A 12,579-nucleotide genomic window follows, 5' to 3' on the forward strand; every position below is an offset into this window, starting at 1 on the left:
TTTATTACAACAAAGGCAAGCAGTTATGGATATTTCGATAACAGTTTTTATTGTCAGTACAGTTGTTAAAATTGCTCTGGTTGTGGCCGTTTTATTAGGAATAGTAGCTTATACGGTTTTAGCTGAGAGGAAAATTTGTGCTGCAATACAGGATAGAGTGGGACCTAATCGGGTCGGACTTCCTTTTTTAAAAAGCCATCTCTGGGGGTTAGGACAACCCATAGCAGACGCCTTTAAACTCATGCTTAAAGAACAATTCGTTCCTGGGGTCGTAAAAAAATTTTATTATTCCTTGGCTCCCTTTTTTGTAATCGTTCCTCCTTTAATAATAATCGGATTTATCCCCTTTGCTTCAATTGATCCGGTAACGATTTCTTCTTTAAAAATTGTTATTCCTCAACCTGGCGTTATTATCAATGCGGGAACAGGGGTTCTTTGGGCATTTGCCATCAGTTCACTGAGCGTTTATGGGATTGTTCTTGCGGGCTGGGCTTCTAATTCGAAATATGCTTTTCTGGGAGGTATACGTTCTACTGCCCAGATGATTTCTTACGAAGTCGCTTTGGGGTTCTCGATCATTCCGGTCTTTCTTTTGACGGGCAGTTTGAATTTTTCGGAAATCGTAAAATATCAGATTGAGCATGGCTGGTTACTTTTTCCTTTTTTAGGGAAACATCCTGATCTTCGACTTTTTGTTTTTTGGCCATTTCTTTTTATTTCTTTTTTGATATTCATGGTGTCTTTGTTTGCTGAAACTAACCGTGCTCCATTTGATCTCCCAGAAAGTGAACAAGAACTTGTTGCAGGGTATAATACCGAATATGGAGGCATGAAATTTGGTATGTTTTTTTTAGGAGAATATGCAGCGATGATAGCAGCAAGTTCTTTAATCATTACTTTATTTCTCGGGGGATGGAGCCTGCCTTTAGGGTTTTTATCAGAGGGTAAAAGTCTTGGAATTATCTTGCTTCAAGCCCTTGTGTTTTTGTTGAAAATACTTGTTTTTTTGTTTCTTTTCATATGGATTCGTTGGACCCTACCTCGTTTTAGGTACGATCAACTCATGAATCTTGGCTGGAAGATTTTTCTCCCCCTTGCTACTGTTAATATTGGCTGTGTAGCCATTCTTTTAGCTTTGATTAAAACCCCATAAATATTCCCTTATTTTGGATTTAAAGAAAAGATTGGAAAAGGAAAAGAGAACAAACGGAGATATTTTGTGTAAATTTTTAAGGTTTTAGAATATTTTTGTTTGATAGAGGCTAAAAACCTCATTTTTTTTCTTGAATTAAATGAGGTTTTTAGAAACTTTTGCTTTCGTTTTTTTTGTATTAAAAAAATTAAAAACTGGAGGATCTTTTAGAATTGGCTCCGAATGAGTTTATAAATAAACTTCCCGAAGTGGCTCCACTTACGCTTCTCGAAAGAGCATGGATAAGTGGATTTTTGGCCGGCATCATGGAATATACAAAGGCGGGAGCACCTCTTCCTTCTATTCCCAAATGGGCCCCTCTTTCAGAAACGGCTCGACAGTGGGCTGAACAGTTTATATCCAATTTGCTTGTCTTCCCTTCTTTTAAACAAGAAGAAAAGGAGCAAAGCTTATCTATTCCTCAAACAACAATTAGAATATTTTATGGAAGTCAGACAGGAAACGCCGAAGAACTGGCAAAGAGGATGGGAAGAAAGCTTCAATCCGTTAATTTTCCAGTAACGGTTATGGATCTTGCTGATTATAAAAAGGTCGATTTAACAAAAGAATCTTATGCTTTGTTTTGTGTGAGTACTTTTGGTGAAGGAGAACCTCCAGACAATGCTAGGGAGTTCTGGGAGTTTTTGTCGTCTCCTGAAGCTCCTCGATTGGAAAATCTTAAATATGCCCTTTTGGCTTTAGGGGATTCAGCCTATCCTGATTTTTGTCAAGCGGGAAAGAATATAGACAAGAGATTGGAAGAGTTGGGGGCTCAAAGAATCTTTCCCAGGATTGATTGCGATGTGGATTACGAAGAGTCGGCAACAAAATGGATAGAAAATGTTTTCGAAATATTACCACGCACTTTGCAGCTTCCCACGCAAGAGGATAGCCTCATTAGGGAATTAAAGGAGGAAAGTCCAAAAATTTTAACTTTTCAGCAAACGCTTTCTCCAAAAATACCACATCCTCCCCATACCAAACAAAACCCTTTTCCTTCCAGGGTATTAGAAAACAGACGATTAACCTTGATGGGGTCTGAGAAAGAGACCAGGCATATAGAACTTTCCCTTGAAGGATCGGAACTCTGTTATCTCCCTGGTGATGCGGTGGGAATATATCCAACCAATTGGCCTGTACTCGTTCAGGAAATTATAGAAACTTTAGGTTATACGGGAGAAGAAATCGTTCCTACTCCCAATGGAGAAAACGTTCCATTGCGAGAGGCTCTATATCGGTATTACGAGATAAATTCCATACTTGATGACTTTCCTAAAAAAGGGATTGGTGCTGTTGAACTGGTTAAAAACTTAAGATCCCTTTCTCCAAGATATTATTCTATTGCTTCCAGTCCAAAGGTTTATGAGATGGAAATCCATCTTACAGTCGTAGTTGTTAGATACATTCAGCATGGTCGTTGGAGAAGGGGGGTATGCTCAAACTTTCTTGCGGAAGCAACCCCTAAAGTGCCTATTCCTATCTTTATTCGTCCCAATCCTAATTTTCGTCTTCCTTCCGATCCCTCAACCCCTATAATTATGATTGGCCCAGGAACTGGGGTTGCTCCTTTTAGGGCTTTCCTTCAGGAGAGAGCGGCTACAGGGGCGAAAGGAAAAAATTGGCTTTTCTTTGGTGAACAGCACCGTTCTACAGATTTCTTTTATCAAGAGGAGTTAGAAAATTATCTTAAAGAGGGAATATTAACCCATCTCGATACGGCATTTTCACGTGATCAGTCCTATAAAATATATGTTCAGCATCGTATGCTGGAGAAAGCCCAAGATATTTGGTCATGGCTTCAGGAAGGAGCTTATATTTATGTATGTGGAGATGCTCATAGGATGGCTAAGGATGTTGATATTGCTCTTCATCAGATTTGCGAAACGGCGGGAGGGCTTTCTAAAGAAAAAGCTCAAGAGTATATCCAAAACTTGCGTTCTTCCAAAAGATATTTGCGGGATGTTTATTAAAAAATAAGCAAAAACAACTTCATTGCTTGCTTTGGTTCACGATAAGAGGAGGGTTAGGAAAAGCAAGATAGAGAGGGGGAAGATCCCATAAGCTCTGAAGCCTTGCATAATCAGGTGTAGAAAGGATAACGATTTTAGGCTTTGAAGGATAGGAGATCCATCGGATTAGATCGACTAACTTTTCTTTTTCCATGGCCACGCAACCCGAAGTAGGTGTGTGTTCTCCATATCTTTCATGGATAAATATGGCACTACCTAAGCCAGGCTTAGAGTCAGGATAGTTATGCTCTATGAAGATCATCCATTCTAAATGAGGATCTTCAATACGTAGTCTTTGTTTTTCAAACCATTCAGGGGGAGAAGAACTGTCTTTGATAGTAACGAGGTGGTTGTAATTATCGAGAGCGGGATCTTCGATCCAAGCATCGAGGGGACTCTTTTTGTGATACAAAGGCCATTGGGCTCCTGAAGGTAGCTCGTCGTCAATTCCCATAATTAGACCTAAATTGAAAATCCCTGCGGGGGTTTTCCCATCTCCTTCTTTTTTATGTTCTCCTTCCTGTGGTTCATGCAATCCCTTCCCCCAGGTCAAGCCGTTCTTGCCTATGAGAATAGGAATAAAGTCTGAATCAGGGTTCCACTGCCCTCCTTCTCCGATTCTTTGAAATAGTTTCATATAGCCTTCGCAAGCACTTGAAGAAGGAACAACAACAGTAATGAGTTGTTGTAAGGGTACTTTTTTCTGGAACATCTTTTCAATCTTATCGGCAAGATATAAAAGAAAAAGAGAAAAAATCAGGAATAATACTAAAAAGGTAGTGCCAAAAATTAAAGTCGAGCTTTTTGATTCGTTTTGCATAAGCTTTAGGTAATGAAAATCTTCAATGGGAGATATTGTCCTTGTGATGGAGTGAAGAAATGATCATAGCTTGACTTTGACTATTGTTTAGGTTTACACTTATAGAAAAGCCTGAGTAACTTATGCTTACAAAAATTGGGGGAGGCTTAGGGTCATTAGTTCTAGTTATATTATCTTATTTAACTCTATCTCAAACTTATCATTCCCATCAGTTGCAGAAGGCAAAAAACGAATTTTCTTCAGTTTTTGCTTCTTCTTTGACTTCTCTTCCTCAAGATTCTGAACAACAAAGTAGGATGAGTCAAGTTCAAGGTCTTTTATCTGATCCTACTCATGCATCTGAGTCTACTATTTTACAATTACAGATGGCCGCTTCCAATTCAAAAGGCTATGCCCAGTCCATCCGTAGAGTTGTTGATCAAATCCGGATGAAGCAAAATGAAATTGCTTCACGTTACCATGTTAACCCCGATGACATCATTGCCGTTCCTCAAGCTCTGAAGCTTGAACAACTGACAAGCACTGCTGATGGAGCTGATCAGTTTGCTCAGTTTGTCGAAGCCCAGATTCCTCTTGTTCAAAAAGCGATTAGTCAAGGCAGAAGGGGAGAAAATCAACCCTCTGCTAATGAGCAATCCGAAAAAAATGCATCTAATGGTGTGTTTCGGGGATCTACAGCTGCCTCTTATTCTTCTTATCCTCCTTCTTATAATCCCTACTGGTATCCTCCTTATTGGGCGTATCCTCCTTGGATTTATGGTCCTTATTGGTGGGCTCCCCTGTGGTACCCATGGTATGGGTGGGGTTGGGGATGGGGTCTAGGATTAGGCTTTGGTTTTTGGGGAGGAGGCTTTGGAGTAGGGTTTGGTTTTGGTTATCCTATATTGCCTGGAATTTCCTTAGGGTTCTTTTTTGGAAGACCTTGGTGGGGAGCTCCATGGTATTCTGTTAGCTCTTTTAATAGAACAACAATCATCAATAACAATACCTTTATCAATAGGAATATCATGTCTTCGACAAACAATTTCAGGAATTTTGGTTCAAATACTTCTTTTGCTAATGGATTCAATAGATTTGGAGGACAAAACACATGGGCTGCTCATAATTTTGGACAAACCAATAAAACGGGAGCTTTCCAAAGGAATTTTGGAACACAACCCTATAATTCTTTAAGAAATTATTCTTCTGGCTCGCATTTTTCTCAATCTCCACTCTCTTCATCGAGATCTGCGGCTTCAGCTTTTCACCAGGGAGCTTCTGTGGGAAAATGGGGTGGATCAACTCCTGGTCGATGGGGTGGGGTTCCTTTTCAAAGAGGGCCAGCTTTTCATGGTTATCCAGGATATAGAGGGCAAACTGGAGGTTTTCATGGTGGAGCCGGCTTTCATGGTGGTGGAGGGTTTCATGGCGGAGGTGGATTTCATGGTGGAGGGGGGTTCCATAGATGATAAGGCCAAAAAAGAATCCATTTTCATATTTAATACGGTATTTTTCCCTTTTTTTCGAAACAACATAAAACGGCTATTTTCCTCTTGTAAGCTCATTATCTTTTAGAGTTCAAACCCCGAAGCTTTTGCCATTAGCCATAAGAAAGAAAAGACAGAAATTGCCTTTAAATTGCAATAAAAGGATGGCTTTGCTTAAAGAAGCTAAGGGTAGTAGCGATTATCCCCATTCTCTATATTGCAAGGATAAATGAGAGTTTTATCGGGTTCGGTTATCTTTTTTTCTTTCGGATAAAGTAGTTTTATGAACCGGAATTGAAAATCCAAACCATAATGACCAGCTTTCTTTTTCAGCTCCTTTTTTTTGAGAGCAATGGGTGCAAGCTTTTGGCTCATTTTGTTTGTTTGGGTTAAAGTTGGCTAATGGAGTACTCTCTTCTATGTCAAGGTTGTGCGTTTTAGACATCGGCTTTTTTTTGTGAACTTTATCTTTGGCAGCTGAGATGATTTTTTTCGCTGTATTTGAAGTTTCAGCAATTTTTTGTTGAGATTGGGGCTCATTATTAAAGATGGGGTTTGGTTCGGTCTTTTTGCTTGGAGGATCTTCGGTGTGCTCGGTTTCGTTCTTTGAAAAATTTTTTTCAATGGGGTTGATTGTTTGTTCCTTGGCTTGCTCTATGGGTTCTTTTAATTTAAAGGGTTGGAAAAATTCGTATATTTCTTTAGCCCAACGGAATAGATTTGTAAGGCAAGAATGCAGAGAGCTGGCTCCTTCAGCAATTGTTTTCCAATTGATAAGCCCGTTGTCAAAGTCTATTTTTTTATTGATGTGCCAAAGAGGATGGAATTGAGCATTGAGATGGTAATTTCCGCCTTCAGTTGCTGTTATTTTAACCTGAAAATGTTTATAATCCATGGGTCTTCCTTTTTTATGTTATAAAAAAGGTGAGTCGATCAGACATGATGGATCAAAGATAATTTTTATAACGGATAAAAGAATACGATTTTAAGCTTAATTTTTTCAATGGATGTCGATTTGGATAGGGAACTGAAACTTTTTTCGAATTTAAAGACTAAACAGCCCATTTTCTTTTTGGTTGGATCTACGGGTATAGGAAAAACTGAGATTGCGCATCGCATTGCCGATGAATTAGGGCTGTCTCTATTGGCCCTGGATTCAATGCAGGTTTATAGAAAACTCGATATAGGAACAGCGAAACCCTCCACAAGCGAACAGATTCGTTATAGATATGGAGGGATAGATCTTGTTGATTGGAAAGAGTCTTTTAATGCCTTTCTCTATATCCAAGCAGTTCGTGATTATTTAAATAAAGAGTTAAACCATACTCATGGAGTTCTTGCGGTTGGCGGATGTGGGTTATATTTTAGGGCATTGACCAGTGGACTCTGTAATGCTCCTCCAGCCAATTTATACCTGAGAGCAGAACTCGAGAAATTGGATAGAAATGCGTTACTTGAAATGCTAATAAAGATAGATCCCTTGGCTGCATCTTCTATAGATTGTTCGAATCCAAGAAGAATAATACGGGCGATAGAAGTAAAAAAAAGTTCGGGTATTTCCTTAATCCAATGGCAACAACTGACTACTTCCCCTGTCATTTCTCCCTCTCTTGCTTTCTGGATAGATCGTCCTAAGCCAGAAGTAGAAACAAGACTGCGTAATAGAATTAGAAAAATGTTTGATGAGGGATGGGAAAAAGAGACTTTGATGTTACTTGAGGAAGGGGGGATAGAAGCGGTAGAAAAATGCAAGGCTATTGGGTATAAGCTAATAGGCCGTTTCTTGCTTCGAAAAGAAAAAAATAGAAAAGAACTTGAAGAGGAGATATGTCGACAACAACTGGCCTATGGGAAAAGACAAAAGACTTGGTTCAAAAAAGAGCCTTCTTTACGTTATTGCCTTTTAAAAAATAAAGAAGAGGAGTATCGTTTTATTAAAAGTTGTATAATAAAAATAAATTATTTTATTCAGGGAAATAGACAAAATGCTTTTCCGGAATAGAGGACAAGAAAAAAGAAACATTTTTAACTCTGGAGCATGATTTCTGCAATAGTAGAGAAAAAACAGGAAAGGGGAATGCTTGTTGGGCTGGATAGGGGTGAGAAAGATTTTGAAGAATCTCTTAAGGAATTAGACCAGTTAGCTTCTTCTGCAGGAGGAGTAATTATTGAAAAGCATATTCAGAAGCTGCCCTTTCCAACAGCTCCTTATTTCATTGGTAAAGGGAAAGCTCTTGAGTTTGCAGCTATTTGCAAACAAAAGGAATTATCTTTTGTGCTTTTCAATGAGGAGCTTTCTCCTATTCAATGTAGAAACTTAAATACCCTTTTTGGTTGTAAGGTATTAGATAGAACACAACTCATTTTAGATATATTTGCCCAAAGGGCTAAAACAAGGGAGGGAAAACTTCAAATAGAGTTAGCCCAACTTCTTTACCTTCTTCCCCGATTAACTCGGTTATGGACGCACCTCTCCCGTCAGACAGGAGGTATTGGCACACGTGGACCTGGAGAAACTCAGCTTGAAGTAGATAGGCGACGCATACAGGAAAGGATACATAGACTCAAAAAAGAACTGGAGGAAGTAAAAAAGACTCGGTTCATCCAGCGAAAGAGGAGACAAAAATTCCCTTGGCCTACAGCATGTCTTGTGGGCTATACCAATGCAGGGAAATCCACTTTGTTTAACCGTCTTACTCATTCTCATGTTTTAGTTGAGGATAAGCTTTTTGCCACTTTGGATCCTACAATAAGACTTTTTGAATTCTCTGGGGGTCAAAAAATATTTTTATCTGATACCGTGGGGTTTATTCAAAAATTACCCTATCATCTCATTGAATCTTTTAAAGCTACCTTGGAAGAAGTCAAAGAAGCTGACTTATTGATTCATCTTGTAGATGCTTCTCATCCCTTGGCTGAAAACCAGATTAACGAGGTGAACAAGGTGCTGGAACAGATAGGTGCAATCAATAAACCGATCATTTTGGTGTGGAATAAAATCGATTTGGTGTATTCAGATGGGTTAGTTAAAAGGAGGATGGAGGAGTATCCAGGGTGTGTTCCGATTTCGGCGGCAACAGGTGAAGGATGTGAAAACCTGTTGGTTAAAATAGAAGAGTGGTTAAAAACAAAAAGGCGGTTTTTTTCTTTAAAATTGCCTATGGATAGAACAGATATTGTTGCAAAATTACATCGCATGGGTTCTGGAATTGTAACCAATTATCAATCAGATGGGATATGGGTTAATGGTTGGATTCCTCATTCGATGTTTTCATCTTTAGAACAGTTTAATATAACCGTTGAAGGTTGACCGTATGGCTGAAAGGCATAAAGATCTTTTGGATCTTCATAGAGAAGTTTTAAACTGTGGAGTTACATTCATAGTCTATGATCCATCCAACAGCAATTGTTAGCGCTAAGGCAGAAATTGGCAAAAATGTATCTATTGGTCCATGGGTAACTGTTGAAGAAGGCTGTATTATTGGTGACGAATCCGAGATTAGAGCGCATGCAGTGATAATGACAGGCAGCACTATTGGACACAGGAACCAGATCGGGTATGGAGCCATTATTGGAGCTGAACCCCAGGATGTTTCTTTTAAGGGAGCTAGCTCTTTTGTGTCTATCGGTAATGATAATATTATCCGAGAATATGTGACTATCCACCGAGGTTCGGCTGAATCATCGATCACAAGAATTGGCAATGGTTGTTTTTTGATGGCAGGAAGTCATGTTGCACATAATTGCCTTTTGGAAGATGAAGTTGTGCTTGTCAATAATGTTCTGCTTGCTGGCTATGTTCATGTTGAAAGGAAAGCCTTTTTGGGAGGAGCAGCGGTTGTGCATCAGCGTGTAAGGATAGGGGAGTTAACCATGACTCGTGGACAGACCCGTATTGGCAAAGACCTCCCTCCTTATTTCATGGCTGTAGATACCAATGAAGTTTCTGGAATCAATAGAGTGGGCTTAAAAAGGGCAGGAATAACCGAAGAAATAAGAAGGAAAATTGAAAAGGCTTATAAGATTCTTTATTTTGAAGGCCTTAATGTCTCACAAGCTTTAGAAAAGATTGAAAAGATTAGCGATTGTCCAGAGATTAAAAAGCTTGTTGCTTTCATCCGCGCTACAAAAAGAGGAATCTGTTTAGCCAGAAGAAAAAATGCAAATGCGAATATCACTGAAGAATGAATTTTTAACAGGTTCTTTTATATGAGGGCTCTTGGTTTGAGAAACTTCTGGTTTGTCAGAAAATTACCTAGCCCGGTTCATTGGGTAGCTTTTTCTAAGTCTTACTTTGATTAGGACAGTGTTTTGAGGTTCTTTTAGAGCCAATTTTATCTTTTTTGTAGATAAGTCTTCTTTTTTAGGGTTTTGATTGGCTTAATAAAGAAGGAAAGAAACGTATAGGTTTAAAACTGAAGAATAGAATAACAGGGAAAAGGGAAGAGTCTTTCTCTGCCTTTTAAATGAGACAACTCGGCAAGAAACCCAAGTTCCATCAAGTTTCCACCGCATTTTTCTACAAGCAACGCTGCGGTATGTGCAGTATTGCCCGTGGCTAAAACATCATCGACAATCAATATACTTTCTCCTTTGTTTATGGCATCCTGGTGGATGGTAAGGGTTTCTTCACCATATTCGTTTTTGTAACTCAGTTCATAGGTTTTATAGGGTAATTTTCCTTTCTTACGAATGGGAATAATACCAACTCCAAGAGCATGAGCGAGCGCCCCTGCAAAAATAAATCCCCGGGCATCGATTGCAGCTATTTTATCGATCTTTTTCTTTTGATAACGAGAAATGAATATAGTCAATATCAGCCTGAAAAACTGTCCCTCTCCAATAACGGGTGTAATATCCTTGAACATTACACCGGGACGGGGAAAATCAGGAATAGTCCTAATTTTTTCCTTTAATCTTTCAATAGAGCTACTTAAAACAAAGGTCATCGAAAGGAACTTTTTCTCTTACTTTTAGTTTATTCAGTCTTTAAGGGTTGTTTACTCGAGAAACGGTTCTTTCCTTTTTCTTGTTTTTCTAGCTCTTTTCGAATTTTTCGTAAAGCAATATTTTGAAGTTGCCTGATTCTTTCACGGGTTACATGAAATTCCTTACCGATTTCTTCCAAAGTCATTTGTTCGTTTCCTTCCAAACCAAATCTGAGGCTTAATATTTTTCTCTCCCTCTCATCAAGCTTTGGGAGCAATTCCATGATGGTATTTTTGAGATTCTGATCAAGAACTGATTGGTCTGGACTTGTAGCAGACTCATCTTTAACGAGTTCCCCTAAAGAAGTCCCGTCTTCTTCTTCACCAACGGTAGCATCAAGGGAAGCCGGTCTTATTGCAATCGTTCTTAATTCGGCGACTTTAGTTGTGGACATGCCCAGTTCTTCAGCAAGTTCTTCATCGGTTGGATCTCTCCCAAGAATTTCAGAGAGCTGCATAGCCACCCTTCTCATCTTGGCTATCTTGTCTACCAGGTGAACAGGGAGTCGAATCGTCTTGCTTTGATTGGCTAATGCCCTTTTAATTGACTGTTTGATCCACCATGCCGCATATGTGCTGAGTTTTCCTCCTTTCGAAGGATCAAACCGGTCTACAGCCTTCATAAGACCAATGTTACCTTCAGAAATTAAGTCTGGAAGAGGAAGGCCGCTATTGGCATAGTCATGAGCAATTTTAACAACAAGACGTAAGTTGGCTTGGATCATTTGGCGCCTTGCCTCTTGATCGCCCTGTTGTATTCTTTTAGCCAATTCCACTTCTTTTTCCTTTGTTAGAAGCGGAATTTGACTTATTTCTCTTAAATAAAGTTTGAGAGCAGAATCGTTGTTATCCATTTCTTATTATTGATACGCTTAGAATTATCGAAAAGTTGAGAATGTAAATTTGAAAAAATTAGGGAATAACTTTCGTTATTTCACGGAAACAAATAAATATAAGACAAACAAGATAATTCGTTTTTACCTTAAAATATTAACTTTATAGAATGAATCAAGAAAAACTTTAAAAATTTTAATGGTTAAATTATACCTCCGGCAAATTTTTTAGCTTGTTCTACAAGAGCGGTACTGAGATATCTTTCACCCGTGCTTGCGGCTATAGCGACAATTAATTTTCCTTTGTTTTCTTTTCGTTTTGCAATTTCCAAAGCGGCAAAAACAGTAGCTCCGGAAGAAATGCCTACCAATATTCCCTCTTCAGAAGCAAGCCTTTGTGCCGTGGTGATTGCGTCTTGGTCAGAAACAGTAAACACTTCATCAATAATGTTGATATTCAAATTCTTGGGGACAAATCCTGCTCCAATGCCTTGAATTTTATGGGGTCCTGGTTTCAAGGGTTCTCCTCGAAGAGTTTGAGAAATAACTGGAGAGGCGGAAGGTTCTACGGCAACTGAATATAACGAAGGTTTTCTTTTTTTAATGACCTCGCTGACCCCAGTAATTGTTCCTCCTGTTCCCACTCCTGCAACAAAAATATCGACTTTGCCGTTTGTATCATTCCAAATTTCTTCAGCCGTAGTTTTCCTATGAATTTCAGGATTTGCAGGGTTTTCAAATTGTTGAGGGATCCAACTCCGATCGATCTTAGATGCAATTTCCATCGCTTTCTCTACTGCCCCTCTCATTCCTTGCTGTGCGGGAGTCAGTATGAGTCGAGCACCAAGAAGAGCTAAAAGAGTCCGTCGTTCTATGCTCATGCTTTCAGGCATGGTCAAAATGAGAGGATATCCTTTTGCTGCAGCCACAAAGGCAAGGGCAATGCCAGTATTGCCCGAAGTGGGTTCGATGATGGTCGTCTTCGAATCGATTTTCCCTTCTCTCTCTGCTTGTTCAATCATCGCAATACCAATGCGATCCTTAACGCTACTTAAGGGATTGAAAAACTCGCATTTTACAACCACTTCGGCTTCAAGGCCCAAAGTCATTTTGTTCAAGCGGACAAGGGGGGTTCTCCCAATCGTCTGGATAATAGAGGGGAAAATGAGCATAGAAATTCTCCACTAATATAATAGACTAGCTATAGTCAAGAAAAATTATAATCAAAAAGAAAATATTATCAATAGGCTCTTTTTCAATCGATTTATATT

11 protein-coding genes are annotated in these 12,579 nt (G+C 39.1%); 6 read left to right on the forward strand and 5 right to left on the reverse strand.

Features of this window, described 5'->3' with window-relative positions; genetic code table 11:
• Positions 1-25: 25 nt before the first annotated feature.
• Both IT6_RS07305 and IT6_RS07310 read left to right on the forward strand, forming a co-directional pair.
• Positions 26-1,153 (forward strand): complex I subunit 1/NuoH family protein, encoded by a 1,128-nt coding sequence (locus tag IT6_RS07305; protein ID WP_134440289.1) that lies wholly within the window; start codon positions 26-28, stop codon positions 1,151-1,153.
• A 248-nt stretch (positions 1,154-1,401) separates the two neighbouring features.
• Positions 1,402-3,162, forward strand: coding sequence for a diflavin oxidoreductase (locus IT6_RS07310; RefSeq protein ID WP_242524144.1), 1,761 nt, complete (start codon positions 1,402-1,404; stop codon positions 3,160-3,162).
• A gap of 19 nt (positions 3,163-3,181) precedes the next feature.
• Here IT6_RS07310 and IT6_RS07315 read toward each other — a convergent pair whose 3' ends face one another.
• Positions 3,182-4,021 (reverse strand): L,D-transpeptidase family protein, encoded by an 840-nt coding sequence (locus IT6_RS07315; RefSeq protein WP_206825810.1) that lies wholly within the window; start codon positions 4,019-4,021, stop codon positions 3,182-3,184.
• Positions 4,022-4,143: 122 nt separating this feature from the next.
• Between IT6_RS07315 and IT6_RS07320 the strand changes: the two genes are divergently transcribed.
• Positions 4,144-5,469, forward strand: a complete 1,326-nt coding sequence (locus IT6_RS07320; RefSeq protein WP_206825811.1) for a hypothetical protein — start codon at positions 4,144-4,146, stop codon at positions 5,467-5,469.
• Between the two features lie 256 nt (positions 5,470-5,725).
• Here IT6_RS07320 and IT6_RS07325 read toward each other — a convergent pair whose 3' ends face one another.
• The gene (locus IT6_RS07325) at positions 5,726-6,382 is read right to left on the reverse strand and encodes a hypothetical protein (protein WP_206825812.1); all 657 of its coding nucleotides are present in this window, start codon (positions 6,380-6,382) and stop codon (positions 5,726-5,728) included.
• A gap of 108 nt (positions 6,383-6,490) precedes the next feature.
• Here IT6_RS07325 and miaA point away from each other — a divergent pair, with 108 nt between their 5' ends.
• The 3 genes from miaA to lpxA all read left to right on the forward strand — a co-directional run bounded on the left by miaA (position 6,491) and on the right by lpxA (position 9,675).
• The gene (gene miaA / locus IT6_RS07330) at positions 6,491-7,489 is read left to right on the forward strand and encodes a tRNA (adenosine(37)-N6)-dimethylallyltransferase MiaA (RefSeq protein ID WP_134440294.1); all 999 of its coding nucleotides are present in this window, start codon (positions 6,491-6,493) and stop codon (positions 7,487-7,489) included.
• Between the two features lie 36 nt (positions 7,490-7,525).
• Entirely contained in the window at positions 7,526-8,797 is a 1,272-nt protein-coding gene (gene hflX, locus IT6_RS07335; protein ID WP_206825821.1) for a GTPase HflX, read from the forward strand.
• A 77-nt stretch (positions 8,798-8,874) separates the two neighbouring features.
• Complete coding sequence (gene lpxA, locus IT6_RS07340) at positions 8,875-9,675, forward strand: acyl-ACP--UDP-N-acetylglucosamine O-acyltransferase (protein WP_206825822.1); 801 nt, start codon at positions 8,875-8,877, stop codon at positions 9,673-9,675.
• A gap of 221 nt (positions 9,676-9,896) precedes the next feature.
• On the opposite strand, the gene IT6_RS07345 is transcribed toward lpxA, so the two are convergent.
• The 3 genes from IT6_RS07345 to cysK all read right to left on the reverse strand — a co-directional run bounded on the left by IT6_RS07345 (position 9,897) and on the right by cysK (position 12,480).
• Positions 9,897-10,436 carry an adenine phosphoribosyltransferase gene (locus IT6_RS07345; RefSeq protein ID WP_206825823.1) on the reverse strand — a complete coding sequence of 180 codons (540 nt, stop codon included), beginning with the start codon at positions 10,434-10,436 and terminating at the stop codon, positions 9,897-9,899.
• Between the two features lie 29 nt (positions 10,437-10,465).
• Positions 10,466-11,329 carry a sigma-70 family RNA polymerase sigma factor gene (locus IT6_RS07350; RefSeq protein ID WP_134440298.1) on the reverse strand — a complete coding sequence of 288 codons (864 nt, stop codon included), beginning with the start codon at positions 11,327-11,329 and terminating at the stop codon, positions 10,466-10,468.
• A gap of 182 nt (positions 11,330-11,511) precedes the next feature.
• Entirely contained in the window at positions 11,512-12,480 is a 969-nt protein-coding gene (gene cysK, locus IT6_RS07355; protein ID WP_206825824.1) for a cysteine synthase A, read from the reverse strand.
• Positions 12,481-12,579: the final 99 nt, after the last annotated feature.

This window comes from Methylacidiphilum caldifontis (assembly GCF_017310505.1).
GTDB lineage: Bacteria > Verrucomicrobiota > Verrucomicrobiia > Methylacidiphilales > Methylacidiphilaceae > Methylacidiphilum > Methylacidiphilum caldifontis.